The organism is Gordonia sp. 852002-50816_SCH5313054-c, assembly GCF_001665925.1.
In the GTDB taxonomy this organism is placed as follows: Bacteria; Actinomycetota; Actinomycetes; order Mycobacteriales; family Mycobacteriaceae; genus Gordonia; species Gordonia jacobaea.
Map to the genome: position 1 here is coordinate 130,610 of NZ_LZTE01000037.1, position 17,813 is coordinate 148,422.

Annotated in this window: 17 protein-coding genes; 3 read left to right on the plus strand and 14 right to left on the minus strand. The window is 64.8% G+C overall.

The window, feature by feature from the left end; genetic code table 11:
• Positions 1-4 precede the first annotated feature (4 nt).
• From A5788_RS09590 to A5788_RS09655, 14 genes are all read right to left on the minus strand, one after another.
• Positions 5-775, minus strand: coding sequence for a glucose 1-dehydrogenase (locus A5788_RS09590; RefSeq protein WP_064866596.1), 771 nt, complete (start codon positions 773-775; stop codon positions 5-7).
• 50 nt (positions 776-825) lie between these two features.
• Positions 826-1,596 carry an SDR family NAD(P)-dependent oxidoreductase gene (locus tag A5788_RS09595; protein ID WP_049699882.1) on the minus strand — a complete coding sequence of 257 codons (771 nt, stop codon included), beginning with the start codon at positions 1,594-1,596 and terminating at the stop codon, positions 826-828.
• Between the two features lie 266 nt (positions 1,597-1,862).
• Positions 1,863-2,567, minus strand: a complete 705-nt coding sequence (locus A5788_RS09600) for a hypothetical protein (protein ID WP_156525477.1) — start codon at positions 2,565-2,567, stop codon at positions 1,863-1,865.
• On the minus strand, positions 2,567-3,373 hold the full coding sequence (locus A5788_RS09605; protein WP_082937918.1) for a hypothetical protein: 807 nt from the start codon (positions 3,371-3,373) through the stop codon (positions 2,567-2,569). The genes A5788_RS09600 and A5788_RS09605 overlap by 1 nt, the downstream gene beginning before the upstream one ends.
• A gap of 8 nt (positions 3,374-3,381) precedes the next feature.
• The gene (locus A5788_RS09610; protein ID WP_005204770.1) at positions 3,382-4,818 is read right to left on the minus strand and encodes an MCE family protein; all 1,437 of its coding nucleotides are present in this window, start codon (positions 4,816-4,818) and stop codon (positions 3,382-3,384) included.
• A complete protein-coding gene (locus A5788_RS09615; protein ID WP_082937906.1) occupies positions 4,815-6,143 on the minus strand; it encodes an MCE family protein in 1,329 nt (442 codons plus the stop codon). Before A5788_RS09615 ends, A5788_RS09610 begins: the two co-directional genes overlap by 4 nt.
• Positions 6,143-7,417: an MCE family protein gene (locus A5788_RS09620; protein WP_049699887.1), complete on the minus strand. Its 1,275-nt coding sequence runs from the start codon at positions 7,415-7,417 to the stop codon at positions 6,143-6,145. The genes A5788_RS09615 and A5788_RS09620 overlap by 1 nt, the downstream gene beginning before the upstream one ends.
• Before the next feature lies 1 nt (position 7,418).
• Positions 7,419-8,570, minus strand: coding sequence for an MCE family protein (locus A5788_RS09625; RefSeq protein WP_049700083.1), 1,152 nt, complete (start codon positions 8,568-8,570; stop codon positions 7,419-7,421).
• A complete protein-coding gene (locus A5788_RS09630; protein ID WP_049699888.1) occupies positions 8,567-9,634 on the minus strand; it encodes an MCE family protein in 1,068 nt (355 codons plus the stop codon). Before A5788_RS09630 ends, A5788_RS09625 begins: the two co-directional genes overlap by 4 nt.
• Positions 9,627-10,805 (minus strand): MCE family protein, encoded by a 1,179-nt coding sequence (locus A5788_RS09635; protein WP_049699889.1) that lies wholly within the window; start codon positions 10,803-10,805, stop codon positions 9,627-9,629. The genes A5788_RS09630 and A5788_RS09635 overlap by 8 nt, the downstream gene beginning before the upstream one ends.
• Positions 10,806-10,809: 4 nt before the next feature.
• Positions 10,810-11,661 carry an MlaE family ABC transporter permease gene (locus A5788_RS09640; RefSeq protein WP_005204760.1) on the minus strand — a complete coding sequence of 284 codons (852 nt, stop codon included), beginning with the start codon at positions 11,659-11,661 and terminating at the stop codon, positions 10,810-10,812.
• 3 nt (positions 11,662-11,664) lie between these two features.
• Complete coding sequence (locus tag A5788_RS09645) at positions 11,665-12,429, minus strand: MlaE family ABC transporter permease (RefSeq protein ID WP_005204758.1); 765 nt, start codon at positions 12,427-12,429, stop codon at positions 11,665-11,667.
• A gap of 60 nt (positions 12,430-12,489) precedes the next feature.
• The gene (locus tag A5788_RS09650) at positions 12,490-13,380 is read right to left on the minus strand and encodes a 3-oxoacyl-ACP reductase (protein ID WP_049699890.1); all 891 of its coding nucleotides are present in this window, start codon (positions 13,378-13,380) and stop codon (positions 12,490-12,492) included.
• An 85-nt stretch (positions 13,381-13,465) separates the two neighbouring features.
• Positions 13,466-13,654 carry a ferredoxin gene (locus A5788_RS09655; RefSeq protein ID WP_005204755.1) on the minus strand — a complete coding sequence of 63 codons (189 nt, stop codon included), beginning with the start codon at positions 13,652-13,654 and terminating at the stop codon, positions 13,466-13,468.
• A 107-nt stretch (positions 13,655-13,761) separates the two neighbouring features.
• Between A5788_RS09655 and A5788_RS09660 the strand changes: the two genes are divergently transcribed.
• From A5788_RS09660 to A5788_RS09670, 3 genes are all read left to right on the plus strand, one after another.
• Positions 13,762-14,964, plus strand: coding sequence for an acyl-CoA dehydrogenase family protein (locus A5788_RS09660; protein ID WP_049699891.1), 1,203 nt, complete (start codon positions 13,762-13,764; stop codon positions 14,962-14,964).
• 139 nt (positions 14,965-15,103) lie between these two features.
• The gene (locus A5788_RS09665) at positions 15,104-16,261 is read left to right on the plus strand and encodes an acyl-CoA dehydrogenase family protein (RefSeq protein WP_064866602.1); all 1,158 of its coding nucleotides are present in this window, start codon (positions 15,104-15,106) and stop codon (positions 16,259-16,261) included.
• A 13-nt stretch (positions 16,262-16,274) separates the two neighbouring features.
• Complete coding sequence (locus tag A5788_RS09670; RefSeq protein ID WP_064866604.1) at positions 16,275-17,771, plus strand: long-chain-fatty-acid--CoA ligase; 1,497 nt, start codon at positions 16,275-16,277, stop codon at positions 17,769-17,771.
• The last annotated feature ends 42 nt before the right edge of the window (positions 17,772-17,813 follow it).

Below are 17,813 nucleotides of genomic sequence, written 5' to 3' on the forward strand. Positions count from 1 at the left end.
GGCCTCAGAGCAGCGAACTCACGAATCCGCCGTCGAGCACCAGGCTGCTGCCGTTGCACCACGACGACTCGTCCGAGGCGAAGAAGGTCACCGCTGCAGCAACTTCTTCCGGTGTTCCGTAGCGTCCCTGCTTCTGAGCCATGACAGCGTCGAAGCCGCCTTCCGGCAGTCCGAGGGCGGCTTCGAACAGCGGCGCCGCGGTGGTGACCAGTTCCGTATCGATGAAGCCCGGCAGCACGGCGTTGACGCGGATGCCGTGCGCGCGGAACTCCGCGGCGGCGGTCTCCGTGAGGTTGCGTACGGCGGCCTTGGCCGCGGCATACGGAGCGATCAGCGCAGAGCCGGCGGTCGCGGTGATCGAGCTGATCGTCACGATCGACCCTCCACCGGAGGCGATGATCGCCGGTGCGGCGTAGCGGATCGAGAGGAACACCCCGTCGAGGTTGACCGAGGTGGTCTTGCGCCAGTCCGCGTAGGACATCTCCGCGATGGGCTGCACGGAGCCGACTCCCGCGTTGGGAACCATGATGTGCAGCGCGCCGAAGTGCTCCTGCGTGTCGGCGATCAGTTGCTGCACCTGTTCTTCGTCGGTGACATCCGTTGTGCACGCGATAGCGCCGTCGATCGAGTACGCGACCGACTTGGCGGCGTCGGCGTTGATGTCGGAGACCACAACGCGCGCACCCTCCTGTCCGAGCCGCCGTGCGATCGCGGCACCCAGTCCTGCGCCCGCACCGGTGACGACGGCAACGCGACCGTCCAGTTTCTGTGCCATGAGTTGGTCCTCTTCTCTACAAGTGGATTGAAGTGAATCGAAATACGAAGTCAGACAAGGGATGCGGTCAGTCCACCGTCGAGCACGTAGTGGCTTCCGGTTACCCAACTCGCGCGGTCGGATGCGAGGAAGCACGCGACCTCCGCGATGTCTTCCACGGTTCCGAGCCGTCCCTGCTTTGCCGCGACAAGGTCACCGAAGGGGGCGTCGGTCGCCGCTTCAAACTCGGGGGCGAGCCGGTCGACCATGGAGGTATCCGCAAATCCGGGACAGACGGCGTTGACGCGGATTCCGGTCTGGCGAAGTTCGATCGCGAACACCCGGGTGAGCTGGATGAGCGCCGCCTTGGTGGCGCAGTACGAGCCGAGCAGTGGACTTCCGCCGACTCCGGCGACCGATGCGATGTTGACGACGTTCCCCTTGCTTTCGGCGAGCGCGGGCACGGCAGCCTTGGTGACGACGAACGGTCCACGGACGTTCACCGCGAAGATCTTGTCGAAGCTGTCCGTCGACTGCATTGCGAGCGGGGCCGCGATCTCGATGCCTGCGTTGTTGACCAGCACATCCAGCCCACCGAGCAGTTCCTGCACCCGCGCGATCGCGTCGACGACGCTCGCCTCATCGGTCACATCGCAATTGGCCACGCCCGCGGCGCCGAGGTCCGCTGCCGTCTTATGCGCCGCATCCTCGTCGAAGTCACTGATCACCACCTGAGCGCCGCGGCTGATCGCCAGCTCGGCGATTCCCCGCCCGACACCGCGCGCAGAACCGGTGATGAAGACGCGCTTACCCTGCAATTCCGAATTGGATACTTCCGACATTTACACGGACCTCTCTCGAATCTGTTGGCACTGCACAACAGACGAGACGACCGTCATCGATCGGGCCGGAAGACACCGAACCCGAAGACCACGGCGTGAACCATCACGAAAGTCATTGCGGCGGAGACTAACTCGCGCAAAGTACCGAGACGTCGCCTGCGCTGTGTGCCACACGACACTATCCAGCAATAGTGACCTAGGCCATGTCCTCCGGACATGAAGTCCGTCGATGGATTTGGTTCGTGCGCACAAACACGCCGGCGCCGCTAACCGGCAGGAGGTGCCGAGGACTCGGTGGGGACGGCCGACGGACTCGCCGGCGACGGACTTGCAGGTGACGGGCTTGCCGGCGATGGGCTTACAGGTGACGGGCTTTCCGATGACGGGCCGGGGAGCGGGACCGCACCTGCCGGCGGAGTCGATGTCTGCTCGATACGGCTGCGGAACGAGTCGTCGGTGATGATCTCGATCTTTTCGATCATCCAGGTGTCGTCGTGGCGGACCATCGAGAACGTCAGTCGGCTCGGGTCCACCCGCACGAGGTCCTTGCCATTGCGGCTGACCGACTGATTCATGAAGAGCAGCACCGTCGAGGTGTCGCGCGTGTTGGTCACGACACCCGCGTCCTGGATGACCGCCTGAGACACGACGCGCTGCTTGCGCACTCCCTCGACAAAGTCGTCCCTATCGTCGGGCAGCGGTTGGGCGATCAGCCTGTCGTATTCGGTCTTCGCCGATCCGATGACAACATTCTTGGATCGCTGCACGTGGTCGGCGACGTTCACCGGGTCGTAGCCGAACATCGTCGTCGCGTAATCCCTTGCCGCAGAGAGCGATGACTCACGCGAGTCCTCCGTCGCACGAGCGTCGAAGTATCGGAACCCGAGAAATCCGGTCGCCACGGCACACGCCACGGCGATGACGGCGAGACCCACTACCACGAGCCGTCGTGTGGTGATTGCGGTCGACATCAGACCACCCACTCGAAGTTGGTCATCTTGAGATCACCGTTGATCCGTGTGATGTCCACCCGCCAGCGGAACGTCTGAATAACGGTCTCCTGCTTGGGATCCTGTGACTTCATCTCCCACCCGTAGACGACGATCACCGACCCGTCGTCGTCGGTCGCCTTGGTGACCGCGTCGGTGATCACCGATGATGTGACGGTCTGATTCTGGGTACGGATCAGGTCGGTCACCTGCGCCATCGACTGCTTGATCCGTTGCTGCGCAGGGCCACTCGTCTTGTCCTGCACGGTCTGCAATGCCTTGTCGACGTTGCCGGGGTTGAGCGATGTCAGGTCGATGGTCATCTGTCGTGCGAAGGTCGAGTACGACGCCCGGAGTTCGTTTCGGTGATCGAGCCGACTGGTGCCGACGGCGAAGAAGGTCGACGCGACCACGCACGCGACGATGAAAAGAGCGCACACCGCACCGGCGACGACCCACTTGCCACCTTTTCCGCGACCGACCCTTGCTCGACGCTCCACCGGCCGGCTCGGCGTCGAACCCTGCCTTTTGGCGCGGCGTTCGCGGTAGCTGACCGCGGATTCCCCGGCGGGTTCGGCGGTGCCCCCGGCGGGTTCGGCGGTACTCTCGGCAGTTTCCTCGGCGGCCTCAGGGGGCTCCACAGCGCTCTCAACGGCTTCGGCTTCGGCTTCGGCGGTGATCTCGTCGAGTTGCTCCGGAACCGGTGCGATCTCGGCGGGCTTGATCGGTTCGCGTTTGTCCTTGCGGCCCCGCCGCAACGGCGCCGAGCGGACCGGTTGAGCGCCCACCTGCCGATTCACCCTGCCATCCCGCTGGTGATCAATCCCTGCCACGTGCTGCTTTGTCCTTGACTGTCGCTGCTTGCAGGAGCATCCCTGCCGGTTCCGGCGTTGTACGTCTTGCCGTCCGGGCCGATGAAGTCACCCGTATCCGGATCGTACGTGGTGCCGTAAACGGCCGGACCAGCCTCATACGACCCGGGGGTACCAGGCGTCGTATAGCCGGCGGGGGCGGGCACGAGGCCCGGGATCCCGTTGGGCAGAGCGACGTTCTTCTCCGTGCTCGCCTTGAAGCCCGTCCGGCATTCCTCAGGCGTCGGGGCGCGTCGGCCGGGGAACTCGGCGCACGGGAAGTTTCTGGCACCGCGAACCGCGATCTGCGCATCCTGCGGTAACCGGCACAGCAGACCGGGAGGCAGGTCGCGGGCGGTTTGCACCGCGGGACTGCGCCACTCGTTGGACGGCATGAATCCGACGGTGCACGGCGCGGGATCCTGGAAGCCGAGCGAGAACAGCACGCTCGGCCCGTACTCGGCCGAGCCCTGATGAACCGCGGTCAGCAGCGAGCTGATCAATCGCGGATAGATCACCACCACCTGCTGGAGATTCGGCAGGTAGAGCGCAAGCGTCTTCGACGCGACGCCGAGGTTGTTGATCAGCATCGGAAGTGTCTGGTCCATATCAGCGAACAACTGCTGCGACTTCGACGCCGTCGACGGCCCCTTGGTCAGGATGTCGGTGATCTCCGGCTTGTTGGCACGCAACTGATCGGTCACCTTGACGGCGTTCGCCGTCCACGCACGGACCGAGTCCGCTGTCCTGTTCTGCGTCTCCAGCAGCGGGCCGGTCTGCTTGATCAGATCGATCGTCACGTCGACGTTCTTGTCGGCGTCGGCGACGAGGAGCGTCATCGAGTCGAGCAGGCGCCGAAGATCCTCACCGGTTCCGTTGAATGCGGTGAACGCCTCGTCCATCACGTTGCGCAATCGGGTGTCGCCCACCTTGGCGAGCAGGGCATTGGCCTGCTCGAGTACCGACGAGATCTCGACCGGCACGTCGGTGCTGTGCACCACCGCACCGTCGCCGAGGTAGTCGCCACCCGATCCTGACTTGGGTGTGAACTCGACGAACTGCTCGCCGACCGCCGACACGCTGCGGATCGACGCTGTGGAGTCTGCGGGGATCTTCGCCGAGCTGTCGATCGACAGCGTCGCCGCGACACCGTTCGACGTGAGGCGGACCTCCTTGACCTTGCCGACGTTCACTCCGCGGTAGCTGACGTTGGCGTTGGTGTAGATGCCGCCCGTGCTCGGCAGTTCGAGCGTCACGTCGTAGCGACCGACACCAGCCATCGCGGGCAAGCGCACGTAGTACACGGCCATCGCGACAAGTGCGACGACGGTGACGATCGCGAAGATCGTGAGCTGCATCCGGACGAACCTGGTGATCTTCATCGGCCACCACCGTTCGCGGGAACGGGTGTCCGGGGAGCGGACGTCCGGGGGGCGGTGGACGTTCCCGTTGCGGTCGACTCCTGCGTGCCGGCGGGGACAGGGTCCGCACTGTCGGGCCGCTTCTCACCGCCGGGTACCAGCGGCGACGTGAACGGATCCAGCCCGCGCTTGGCCGCTCCGGCAGGTTGGCCGGTCACCCCTTCCGGTCCGACGAGACCCGAGGTCATCAGAATTGTCTGCTTGAGCCTGTCGACCGTCAGGTCGAGCACGAGGTCGGAGTTCACGTAGTCGCCCTTGACGATCTGCGGAATCGTCTCCTCCAAGAAGGGGAAGGTGAACAGGATTCTGGTCGCCCCCGGCAGCGCCGGACCCGCCGCAGCGAGTGCGCCGAGCGTCGGATTCAGGTTCGCGACGATGGTCTTGATGTCGTCGGTGTTGGCGCGCAGCACATCGTTGACGGTCTTCGAGAGGCCACTGAGCGCCGACAATGCGCCGGTGAACTTGTCGCGTTCGTCGTTGAGCATCGCCAAGATGGCCGGCCCGTCGGCGAGAGCCTTTTCGACGGTCGGCTTCTGCTGGTTGATCGTCGTACTCAACCGGTCGAGGCCGTCCATCGCGTCGATGATGTCGCCCGACTGGCTCGAGAGGTCGGAGATGAGCGTGTTCAGGCGCGGCACGAGCGCGCGGATCGATTCGGCGTTGCCGCCGAGGACCTGGCTGAGCTCGTGGGTGATGTCGCCGAGCTGCGAGAGTCCACCGCCGTTGAGCACCACCGATAGTGCACTGAGCACCTGTTCGGTGGTCGGGAATGCGCACTGGGGCACTTGCTGCGCGGAATTGATGTCTGCGACCCGCTGACCCGATGGCTGCGCGATGTTCTTCTGCTCGGGACACGCGGGCAGCGGAATCTCATCGCCTGCGTGCAGATAGCCGGCCGTCGTCTTCTCCGGCGGCACGATCGCCAGATGTGTCGACCCGAGCACGCTGGTCATCCCGACCTTCACATACGAACCGCGTGGAACCTGCACTCCCGGATTGAGTTTGATCGGAACCGCCGCATGCCAATTCGCGTCGACATCGATATCCCCGACGCTTCCGACCGTCACGTCGTTCAACATCACCGGGGAGTTGTTGGTGAGGCCCGCCGCGGTCGGGATCACCGCCGAGATCTCGTACGATCCGTTGCCGGTGCCCTGCGCGCCCGGCACGGGCAGGCTGTCGGCGCCGTCGAATCCACAGGCCGTCGCGATGGCCGTGACCACCGCGATCATGAGTGCGGCGCGCAGGCTCCTGCGCGGCCCGCGAGTTCGGTTGGGGCGCAGCATCAGCCCTCACCTCCCCACGGCACCAGCAGGTCGCCGAGCCCGCCGCCGTTGCCGCGACGCGTCGCAGCGTCCTGATCGCGAATGCCCTGCTGGGCGCGGGCTTTGACGTCGGCGTTCTGGTAGGTGACCTGGCTGGGGAGCGCACTCTTGCCGACGACGGGGTCGGACATGAACGGCGGATATGCCACAGAGAGCGAACCGAGAACGGGCGCAAGCACATCGACACACTTTTCGACGTCTGCCTTGCTCTGACCCGGCCTGTTGTTGGCCTCCATCGTTCCGCAGAGCAGCGTGATGAGGTTGTTGCCCATGCCGAGGCCGAAAACTCCGGACAGCGAACCGGTCAGCGGGTTGTAGATGTTGTAGAAGTTGGCGAGCTGATTGGGCGCAGAGTGCAGCAACCCGCGGATCTGGCTGTCCTTCTCCGCGAGGATGCGTGTCGTGTCCGACAGCTTCGCCACCGAGGTGGTCAACGATTGCTTGTTCTGGTCGATGAACGTGTTGATATCGCTCATCGCCGAATCCAGATTGTGCATCGCGCCGTCGAGTTGCGTCGTGTTGTCGGCGAGAACATCCGTCACAGAGGCGATCCGGCCGTTGAACTGCACCAGCTCCTCGTGACTCGTTGAGAGCGCGTCGGTCAGCTTCTGCAGGTTGCGGATCGTCGAGAACAGGTCGTCTCGACCCGACGACAGCGTCGACATCACGTCGGAGAGGTTCGTGATGGACGAATTGATCGCCTCACCGTTGCCCTGCAGGTTCTTGTCGGCGACGTCCATCAGCTTGGCGGCCGATCCCTTGTCGGCACCATCGGGTCCGATCGCCTTGGTCAGGCTCGAGAGTTGCTTCTTGACGTCGTCCCACTCCATCGGAACGGCGGTGCGCTCCATGGGAATCGCGCTGCCGTCGTCGAGCTGCTTTCCGCCCGCGTAGACCGGGGTCAGTTGCACGAACCGGCCGGAAACCAGGCTCTGAGCCACCACGACCGCCCGCGCGTCGGCCGGGATCGGCGTCGAACGGTCGACGTCGAGCGTCACCTTCACATCGCCCGCGCGAGGCGTGATGGAGCTGACCTTTCCGACGCGGACACCGAGCACACGCACGGTGTCGCCGGTGTAGAGACCGTTGACCGACGGGAAATAGGCGGTGATCGTCTTGGTGGTCGCCCTGTCGTAGACGGCGTATCCGATGATGCCCGCGAGAACCAGCAGCGCCACCAGACCCGCTGCGCCCCATGCCTTTCGGCTCCCCGGGAGGGAACGACGGAATGCCATGTCAGCCACCTGCCGTCGGGGTCGGGTAAGTCGGCGGCGGAGCCGGTGCGGTGTCCTTCTGCGGGAAGGGCGGCGCTTGGCTCCATGCCTGCGGCAGCAGCGGGAACCCGCTGTAGCCGAACGCCTTCCATGCCTCGGGATACTTCTGCTGAAGGATCTTCATGAACGTCGCGGTGTAATCGCCGAAAGTACTGACACCGACCAGCGATTCGAACCGTGGCCCGGACGCGACGGCCTCGCCGAGCGCGTTGGCGTACGGCCCCAGCCGGTCGAGGGTCTGTTTGAGGTTCTCCTCGTTGTCGTTGAGGATGTCGAGTACACCGTCGAGTTTCGTCAGTGCCGGCCGCAGTTGTTCGTTGTTCTCCTTGATGAATCCGGATATCTGGTCGGCGACATCACGGGTACCACTGATGAGCTGCGCGATGGCGGTGCGTCGGAACTGCAGTTCGCCGACGAGCGAATTGGCATCCACGAGAAGCTGATTGATCTGCTTGCTCCGGTCGCCGATGACGTCGGTGACACCGTTGGCCTTGGCCAGCAGTGCACGAAGGTTGTTGTCGCGGTCGGCAATCGCCTTGGACAGCCGTGACACGCCGTCGACCGCGCCCTGTACTTCGTCGGGGGTCGACGAGAACGTCACCGACAGGGTGTCGAGGGCCTTGTTGAGCTGATCGGTGTCGGTCTGTGCGAGCGAATTGGTCGACTCGTCGAGAGCGTCGGAGAGTGAATACGGTGCGATGGTGTTCCGGTTGGCGATCGACTCGCCCGGCCGGATACGTCCACCACCGTGTGGCAGGATCGTCAGATTCCTTCTGCCGAGCACTGTTTCGGTCTTGATCGCTGCCTGCGTATCCGTACCCATCACCACGGTGTCGTTCATGCGGAAGGTGACCGCGGCCTTCGTGCCCTGGTCGGTCGGTGCGAGCGCGATGTTCTCGACCGTACCGACCTTCACGCCGGAGACCGTCACGATGTCGCCGTTCACCAGCCCGCCAGCGTCGTCGAAATACGCGGTGTATCTGCTGATCGGCGACAGATACGGCAGCTTGTCCATCTGCATCGCGACGATCACGACCATCGCGGTGACGACGACGCCGATGAGGCCGATCTGAACTCGGCTGCGCCCGTTGAGGAGCGCCCGCTTCTCGCTCATGTCGCCGCGCACCTCCCGCCGGCCTTCGTGGTATCGCCCATCACGTCGTTGGAGGTGAAGAAGTACTGCTTGCCGTCAGGTCCGCTGAGCAGCAAACGGATTCGACAGAAGTAGATCTGCAGCCATGCGCCGTAGCTGCCGAGATTGGAGAGCTTCTTGAAGTCGTTCGGCAGTCGTCCCGCGAGTTGTCGCAGGTATGGTTCCGACTTCAGCAGGTTGCCCGACACCGTGCCCGTCTCGGCGACGATCTGCTTGAGGTCGGGGCGGGTCGCTCCGAGCAACCCCGACAGTCCGTTGGTCACCGCGGCCGTCTGCGTCAGCGCATTGCCGATGGTTCCGCGCTGCGCCGACAGTCCGGTGATCAACTGCTGCATCTGATCGAGGCTCGTGTCGAGACCCTTCTTGTCCCCGTCGAGAATGCCGAGCGTCTGGTTGAGGTTGTCGATGACGTCGCCGATCAACTGGTCTCGATCGGCGAGCGCGCCGGTGAACGACGACGTCTGCGCGAGCAGGTTGGTGAGCGCCTCCCGCTGGGCTCGGCCCTGGAAGACCTCGATCAACGACGCCGACAGCTGGTTCACCTCGTCGGGATTGAGCGTGCGGAACAGCGGCTTGAACCCGCCGAGCAACTTGTCGAGGTCCATCGCGGGCTCGGTCTGCCCGATCGGGATCGTCGCACCCGAGGGCAGTGTGTCGTCGGGATCGCCACCGCCCTGCTCGATGTCGAGATAGCGGTCGCCGGTCAGGTTCTCGTAGCGGATCAACGCGCGCACCGACTTCGGCAGCCGGTACTTCTCATCGACGCTGAACGACACCTCGGCGTCGTTGTTCCGCGTCAACGCGACCTTGTCCACGGTCCCGACCTGCACACCGGCGATCTTCACCTTCGACCCCGACTTCATCTCCGACGCACTCACGAAGATGGCGGAGTAGTCCGACGACGACCCCGGTCGATAGTTGCTGAACACCGCGACGAGGCCGACGAAAACCAAGATCATGACCGTCGCGAAGGCGCCCAGCTTGATGACGGTGGCGCGGAATGCGCGGGTGCGATTGTCAACCACGGGCGGGCTCCCCGAAGAGCACCTGGAAGAGCTTCTCGCGTGAGGCCTTGGCAGTGGTGCGTGGCTGGTAGGGCACCGGAGCGTTATCGGTCACGTAGAAACCCGAGTTGACGTCGGTTGTGGGATCACTCAGGGCTCCATCGCAGGTCGGCGGGCCGTCGGCGCCGACAATCGGGAGGCTCTGTGGATACGTGTACGGGTCGGTGCCCGGCTGCAATCCCGCGTATAGGAGCAGATTGTTGTTCTTTCCGCCGAGCATCGGCTTGGCGAGATCAGCTGCCTGCGCGCTCGCCGTCAAGAAGCACGTCAGTCCCGGCGACTGGTAGCCGAGAAGCCGCGCGACGGGGTTCAGGTTCGACAGTGTGTTGATCAGTGTCTGCTTGGGCGGCGAGAGCACGCCGTTGATCGTATTGGCCATCCCGGTCGCGTTGATCAGCAGCGCGTCGAGGTTGGCCGAGTTGTCGAGCAACGTGTTGCCGAGGAACGTCGCGTTGTCGATGGTCCGCATCAGATCCGGCATGGCGTCGGCGTACACATTGGTCGCTCCCGCGGCCTGTTCGATCGCCTCGTTGAGCTCCGGCAGATGAGGGTTGGTCTTCGCGAGCAACCCCGACAATTGGTCGAGCGACGCACCGATCTGCTTGCCCTGTCCCGACAGTGCGGTGTCGACGGCGCCCATCACGGCGTTGAGCTTGTCGGGCTGGAGGTCGGCGAGCACGTTGACCAACTGTTGGAAAACGGTGTTGAGTTCGACGACGACGCGGTCGGCCGCGATGACCTGCCCGGCGTAGAGGTGGCCCTGCGGTCCGGTCTCCGGGATCACCAGGTTGACGGCTTTGGCCCCGAAAACCGTGTTGGATTTGATGTCTGCGGTCACGTTCGCGGGGATCTGCGACATTTTGTCGCTGTCGATGTCGAGGTCGAGCACCGCGTGACCGTCGGCCTGCCTGATCGTCGCGACCCTGCCGACCTGCACACCGCGCAGTTTCACCTTGGCGTCGGGACTCATCACCAGACCGGCTCGCGGCGTGTTGAGCGTGACCGGCTGGGTGTCGGCGAACCAGCCGAGGAATTGTGCGCCGGCACCGACGACAACCGCGACGAGACCACCCACCATGATCACCGCTGCCGTTTTGCGGACCAGCGGGCTCCGCTCTTGTCTGCGCGCCATCTGATCAGCCCGCCAGGTTGAACTTGCCGTCGGCGCCGTAGATGGCGAGCGAGGTGAGCAGAGTGATGACGACGACAACCACCAGCGACGCGCGCACCGCGTTGCCGACCGCGACGCCCACGCCGACCGGACCGCCGTCGGCGTTGTAGCCGTAGTAGGTGTGGATCAGCATCACCGCGATGGCCATACAGATGGCTTGCACGAACGACCAGAGGATGTCCGACGGGATCAGGAACGTATTGAAGTAGTGGTCGTACACACCCGACGACTGCCCGTAGAGCACGACCGTTGCGAATCGGCTGGCGACGAAGGCGGCGAGGGAGGCCAGCGAGTAGAGCGGGATGATCGCGATCATGCCCGCCACGATGCGCGTGCTGACCAGGTACGGAATCGACGAGATCGCCATGGTCTCCAGTGCGTCGATCTCCTCGCTGACGCGCATGGCACCCAACTGTGCTGTCGCTCCCGCGCCGATCGTCGCGGCAAGCGCGATACCCGCGATCACCGGAACCGCGATGCGGACGTTGATGAACGCCGAGAAGAATCCCGTCAGTGCCTCGACACCGATGTTGGCCAGCGAGCTATAGCCCTGAACCGCGATGGTGCCGCCCGTGAACAACGTCAGGAATCCGACCACGACGACGGTCCCGCCGATCATCGCCAGCGCACCAGAACCCATGGAGATCTCCGCGATCAGCCGGAGCGTCTCCTTCTTGTACTGGCGTACCGCTCGCGGGATCGCAATCAGGCTGTCCCAATAGAAGAGCGCCTGATCGCCGATCTGGTTCCAGTCGTCGCCCGCGCGTTTGATCGCGACTCTGGCGGTCTGGAGCCGCGTCGTGAAAGGAAGGACCATTTCTCAGCCCGCCGTCGCCTTCACGCCGACCGCGGTCACCACGACGTTGACGACGAACAGCGCCATGAAGGAGTAGACGACGGTCTCGTTCACCGCGTCGCCGACGCCCTTGGCCCCACCCTTGACGTTGAGTCCCTGATAGCAGCCGACCAATCCCGCGAACAGCCCGAACAGCGCCGCTTTGACCATTGAGATCATCAGCTCACCGAAGCCGGTGAGCAGCGTGAGGCTGGCGAGGAACGCACCCGGATTGACGTCCTGCAGATAGACCGAGAACAAGAATCCGCCGCCGATACCGATCGTGCACACAAGGCTGTTGAGCAACAGCGCCACGCCGGTCGAGGCGATCACGCGGGGAACCACCAGTCGGTGCACCGGGTTGATCCCGAGCACCTCCATCGCGTCGATTTCCTCACGGATCGTCCGTGCGCCGAGGTCGGCGCAGATTGCCGTGGCGCCCGCTCCGGCGACGATGAGCACCGTGACGATGGGACCGATCTGCGTGATCGTGCCGAGCGCTGCGCCTGCTCCCGACAGGTCTTGCGCACCGATCTCGCGCAGCAGGATGTTGAGCGTGAAGCTGACGAGCACGGTGAAGGGGATCGCCACGAGCAGCGTCGGCATCATCGAAACACGCGCGATAGCCCACGATTGCTCGACCGTCTCCCGCCACTGAAAAGGACGATGAAACAGCTCGCGGAATGAATCGACACCTAGGGCAACGAAGTCGCCGACCTGTTCCAGCGGCGCGTCAAGCCTGCGCGACAAACGTCTGCTCCTCTTCCCCGGTTTCCAAGCAACCTAGCACGCAAAACACACAGAAGTGGGTCAGTTGACCAGCCCACGCGCCGTGAAGGTTTTCGACGGATCGCGCTCGGCAAAATACGACGTGAGCGTCTTCGCGAGATCGTCGGAATCCCAGGTGCCACTCTCTGCCTCGAAGACCTCGTCGACGGTCGGCGCGGCCATCAGGGTAACGCGCGGACCATAGACGACGAAGACCTGTCCGGTCACGTCGTCGGAGTCGGGCGACGCCAGAAAATTCACGAGCCGCACGACGTGCTCGGGCGACAGCGGGTCGACGCCATCGGCGGGTGCATCACCGAATACCGCGGCGGTCATCGCAGTCCGCGCGCGTGGGCAGATCGCGTTCGCACGCACGCCGTAGCGCTTGAGCGCGCGCGACGAGGAGAGGGTGAGCGCGGTGATCCCGGCCTTGGCCGCGGCGTAGTTCGCCTGCCCCTCGGGGCCCAGCAGACCGGCTTCCGACGAGGTGTTGATCAGGCGCCCGTAGACGGGTCCGCCCGCCTTCTTCGACTCGTTGCGCCAGTAGGCGCCCGCATTGCGGTTGAGCAGGAAGTGTCCCCGGAGATGGACCCGGATCACCAGATCCCACTCGTCGTCGGTCATGTTGAACAGCATCTTGTCGCGGACGACGCCCGCGTTGCTGACCACGACGTCGAGTCGGCCGAGGTCTTCGGTGGCAACGCGCATGATCTCGGCCGCGACGCCGGAGTCGGAGATGTCGCCTGCGACGGGCACCGCTCGGCCGCCCGCGCCGGTGATGGTCTCGATCGTGTCGCTGGCGTCGAGCGCGTTCGCGAGGTCGTTGACGATCACCGTCGCACCCGCCGTGGCGAGCCCGATCGCCTCGGCCCTGCCGAGACCCGCACCGGCGCCGGTGACCACGGCGACCCGATCGTCAAGTGACTGCACCATCACGAACCCCTTTCGATTACTAGAACCTGTTCTAACATGCGCTCCCTGCGCGCCGGAACAGAACCCCCGAAACCACTCGTCGAATTCACTCGAGCCGCAGTGCCGACTTCGGACATCCGGCCACTGCCCGACGCACCTCGTCGACCTTCTCGTCGGGCACCTCGTCGGACAGAATCACCAGGTAGTCGTCGTCATCGAGGTCGAAGAACTCGGGTGCGAATCCGACGCACACACCGTTGGCCTCACATAGGTCGAAATCCGCCTTGATTCGCATCAGTACCCCTCTTCGTTGTCAGGTCCGCTGGTTGACGGCTGGGTGGATACAGGTTAGAACGTGTTTCAGAAGTTGGCGAGTACCCACCGAAAGCACAGGGGTCGAACATGCGCATCGCGTACACAGAGCAACAGGCCGATCTTCGTCGCGAGCTGCGGTCGTATTTCGCAGGACTGATGACAGACGAACGACGCGCCGCACTCACGGGCGGTGACGGCGAACTCGGCGAGGGCGACGCGTACCGCGACGTCGTGGCGCAGATGGGCTCTGACGGCTGGCTCGCGCTCGGCTGGCCGACCGAGTTCGGCGGCCAGAACCGTTCGATGATGGACCAGTTGATCTTCACCGACGAGGCCGCGATCGCGGGCGCGCCCGTCCCGTTCCTGACCATCAACTCCGTTGCGCCGACGATCATGAACTACGGCACCGACGAGCAGAAGGCCTTCTTCCTGCCCAAGATCGCGGCGGGCGAACTGCACTTCTCGATCGGATACTCCGAGCCTGAGGCAGGCACCGATCTCGCGGCTCTACGCACGACCGCCGTGCGCGACGGCGACGAGTACGTGATCAACGGGCAGAAGATGTGGACGTCGCTGGTCGCATACGCCGACTACATCTGGCTCGCGTGCCGCACCGACCCGTCGACCCTCGAGCCCGGCGGGAAGAAACACAAGGGCATCTCGATGCTCATCGTCCCGACCGACAGCGCCGGCTTCGACTACACCCCGGTCCACACGATGTCCGGCGTCGACACATCGGCCACCTACTACTCCGACGTCCGGGTGCCGGTGAGCGCGCGAGTCGGCGAAGAGGGTGGCGGCTGGCCGCTGGTGACCAATCAGCTCAACCACGAGCGGGTCGCGCTGTGCAGCGCCGCCCCCGTACAGACCGCGCTTCGCGAAACCGTCGCCTGGGCACAGCAACACAAGACCGGCGACGGCCAGCGGGTCATCGACGCACCGTGGGTGCGCACCAACCTCGCGCGGGTACACGCGAAGGTCGAGTACCTGAAGCTGATCAACTGGAAGATCGCCTCCGCGGCGGCCTCCGGCGGATCACCGAGTCCTGCCGACGCCTCTGCCACCAAGGTCTTCGGCACCGAATTCGCCACTGAGGCTTACCGTTTGCTGATGGAGGTCGTCGGCCCTGCCGCGACGCTGAGGCAGGACTCACCCGGCGCCCTACTCCACGGCCGCCTCGAGCGCTACCAGCGGACGTCGCTGATCCTCACCTTCGGCGGCGGCACCAACGAAATCCAGCGCGACATCATCGGCATGCTGGCCCTCGGCCTGCCGCCCGCCCGCCGCTAATCGACCCGCCGACCGAGCTTCCGTCCGATGATCGAGCCCGCACCCGATGATCGAGCTTGTCGAGATCACCCCGCCGACCGAGCACCAACCCCGCTGATCGAGCTTGTCGAGATCACCCACCCACCGAGGAGCACCCGCAATGGACTTCACTCTCCCCGAGACCGCAACGGCGGTGCGCGATCTCGCGGCCGACATCGCGACCAAGATCAGCACCGACGAACGCGTCGCGGCGCTCGAGGCCTCGTCGGCGCCGCTCGACGACCAGCTCTGGCGTGAGCTCGCGGCCGCAGGCCTGCTCGCCCTCGAACTCCCCGAAACCCTCGCGGGCGACGTCGCAGGCGAACTCTCGACCGTCGAGAACACCACCGTTGCAGAGCAACTCGGCACGCACCTCGCCCGTGTCCCCTTCGGACAGCACGCCATCGCGGCCGGCCCTATCCTCGCCCGACACGCCACCACGACCCTCGCAAAAGACCTACTACCCCGCCTCGCCGACGGCACACTCATCGCAACAGCCGCGGTCGAAGAGGATCTCGGCGACGACGCGCTCTCGCCCACAACCACTCTGACCAAAACCGACAAGGGATATGTGTTGCGCGGCAGCAAGGTCAACGTCGGCTACGCCGCAGCGGCAGGGCTGCTGCTCGTCACGGCCAGTGCTGCAGATTCGCTCGCCGTCGCGGTCGTCGATGCCTCCGCCACCGGCATCACGATCACCGAAACCCGCACAACGGGACTCACCCCGACCTATCACGTCGACATCTCCGACGTCGCACTCGACGACGCCCATGTCCTGCACGGCGTCGACGTCGTATCCGATCTCGTCGATCGCCTCACCCTCGCGGTCTGTGCCGAGCAGTCGGGTGTACTTGCCGCCGCGTTGGACGCCACTGCTCGCTACGCCCGCGAGCGTGAGCAATTCGGGCGGCCGATCGGCTCCTTCCAGGCCGTCGCGCAGCGCCTCGCGGATGGCTACATCGACGTCTCGGCGCTGTCGCTGACCACCACTCAGGCCTCGTGGCTCCTCGCGCAGTCCGACGCCGGTTCGTCCAGCGACTCCGAAACCACCGGCAGCGCAGACGTTTCCGCCGCAATCGCAACCGCAAAGTTCTGGGCAGCGGAGTCGGGGCATCGAGTTGCGCACACGGCCGTCCACGTCCACGGCGGCGTCGGCTTGGATACGAGCCATCCCACGCATCGATACTTCCTGCGCGCCAAGCAGAACGAGTTCACTCTCGGATCTGCAAGCACGGCGCTCCGACGGCTCGGCGACGCGCTCGCGGCCGAGCCTGCATGACGATCACACCGTCGTGACCGTCACCGACCTTCTGTCGAAACTGGCAGACGTCACCGACCGCGGACTCTACGTCGACGACGAATTCGTCACGTGGAGTGAGCATCTGCGACGCTCGGCGCAGCGCGCGGCCACGGTCAACGATCTGTTGACCGACGGCCGACCGCCCCACGTCGGCGTGCTGATGAGCAACGTCGCGGAGTTCAGCTATCTGATCGCTGCGGCGGCGCTTGGCGAGTTCGTCGTCGTCGGACTCAACACCACTCGACGCGGCGCCGCCCTCGCCGCCGACATCGCTACAGCCGACTGCGATCTGGTACTCACCAACTCCGACACCCGCCACCTCCTCGGCGACGTCGACGTCGGCGCGCGAACAATCGACGTCGACTCAGACGAGTGGCCGAAACTACTTGCACCCCATGTCGATACACTCGTCGAGTTCCCCGATTGCGCCGACGACGATCTCCTGATGCTCATCTTCACCTCCGGTACCACCGGCGAGCCGAAGGCGGTTCGCTGCACCCATCGCACCTTCGCTGCAAGCGGCACGATGCTCGCCGAACGTTTCGACATCGGCCCAACCGACAACGTCTACCTCTCGATGCCGATGTTCCACTCCAACGCCACCATCGCCGGCTGGTCCGTCGCGGTCGCTGGCGCAGCGTCGATCACGTTGCGGCGCAAGTTCTCTGCGAGCGCCTTCCTGCCCGACGTTCGTCGCTACGGCATCACCTACGCCAACTACGTCGGCAAGCCACTCAACTACATCCTGGCGACACCTGAGAAGCCCGACGACGCCGAGAACCCACTGCGGATCGTCTACGGCAACGAGGCGTCGGCACGCGATCGACGACGCTTCGCCACCCGATTCGGCTGCAGCGTCGTCGACGGTTTCGGTTCTACCGAGGGCGGTACCGCCATCACCCGAACACCCGATGCTCCCGACGACGCACTCGGACCTCTGCGCTCACCGACAGCCATAGTCGATCCGGAAACCGGGGAGCCGGCACCGCCTGGTGAAATCGGCGAGATCGTGAACACCTCTGGCCCAGGACTTTTCAGCGGCTACTACGGCGACCCCGCCGCGACTGCGGAGCGCATGCGCGGCGGGATCTATCACACCGGCGACCTCGGCTGGGTCGACGATGCAGGCTACATACACTTCGCCGGACGCCTCGGCGAGTGGATGCGCGTCGACGGCGAGAACCTCGGCGCCGGCCCGATCGAGCGAATCCTACTGCGCCACCACCGAATCGAACAGGTCGCCGTGTACGGAGTGCCCGTCGAGATCGGCGACGAGATCGAAGCTGTCCTGGTTGCTCCGACCCTCGAACCGTCAGAGTTCAGCGACTTCCTCGCTGCCCAGAGCGACCTCGGCCCCAAACAGTGGCCCCACCGGGTGCGCATCGTCGACGAATTACCCGAGACGGCCACATTCAAGACGCTCAAACGCACTCTCCGCGAATCCGACTCACCTGCAACCTGGACCCGCCACGGCCGCACGTACGCCTGACCCTGTCTCTTATACACATCTGACGCTGCCGACGATCGCATA

Bases quoted from the DNA above. Each gene is read 5' to 3' on its own strand.
- A5788_RS09590 (WP_064866596.1), bottom strand. From the start codon at position 775: ATGGCACAGAAACTGGACGGTCGCGTTGCCGTCGTCACCGGTGCGGGC.
- A5788_RS09595 (WP_049699882.1), bottom strand. From the start codon at position 1,596: ATGTCGGAAGTATCCAATTCGGAATTGCAGGGTAAGCGCGTCTTCATC.
- A5788_RS09600 (WP_156525477.1), bottom strand. From the start codon at position 2,567: ATGTCGACCGCAATCACCACACGACGGCTCGTGGTAGTGGGTCTCGCC.
- A5788_RS09610 (WP_005204770.1), bottom strand. From the start codon at position 4,818: ATGAAGATCACCAGGTTCGTCCGGATGCAGCTCACGATCTTCGCGATC.
- A5788_RS09615 (WP_082937906.1), bottom strand. From the start codon at position 6,143: ATGCTGCGCCCCAACCGAACTCGCGGGCCGCGCAGGAGCCTGCGCGCC.
- A5788_RS09620 (WP_049699887.1), bottom strand. From the start codon at position 7,417: ATGGCATTCCGTCGTTCCCTCCCGGGGAGCCGAAAGGCATGGGGCGCA.
- A5788_RS09625 (WP_049700083.1), bottom strand. From the start codon at position 8,570: ATGAGCGAGAAGCGGGCGCTCCTCAACGGGCGCAGCCGAGTTCAGATC.
- A5788_RS09635 (WP_049699889.1), bottom strand. From the start codon at position 10,805: ATGGCGCGCAGACAAGAGCGGAGCCCGCTGGTCCGCAAAACGGCAGCG.
- A5788_RS09640 (WP_005204760.1), bottom strand. From the start codon at position 11,661: ATGGTCCTTCCTTTCACGACGCGGCTCCAGACCGCCAGAGTCGCGATC.
- A5788_RS09650 (WP_049699890.1), bottom strand. From the start codon at position 13,380: ATGGTGCAGTCACTTGACGATCGGGTCGCCGTGGTCACCGGCGCCGGT.
- A5788_RS09655 (WP_005204755.1), bottom strand. From the start codon at position 13,654: ATGCGAATCAAGGCGGATTTCGACCTATGTGAGGCCAACGGTGTGTGC.
- A5788_RS09660 (WP_049699891.1), top strand. From the start codon at position 13,762: ATGCGCATCGCGTACACAGAGCAACAGGCCGATCTTCGTCGCGAGCTG.
- A5788_RS09665 (WP_064866602.1), top strand. From the start codon at position 15,104: ATGGACTTCACTCTCCCCGAGACCGCAACGGCGGTGCGCGATCTCGCG.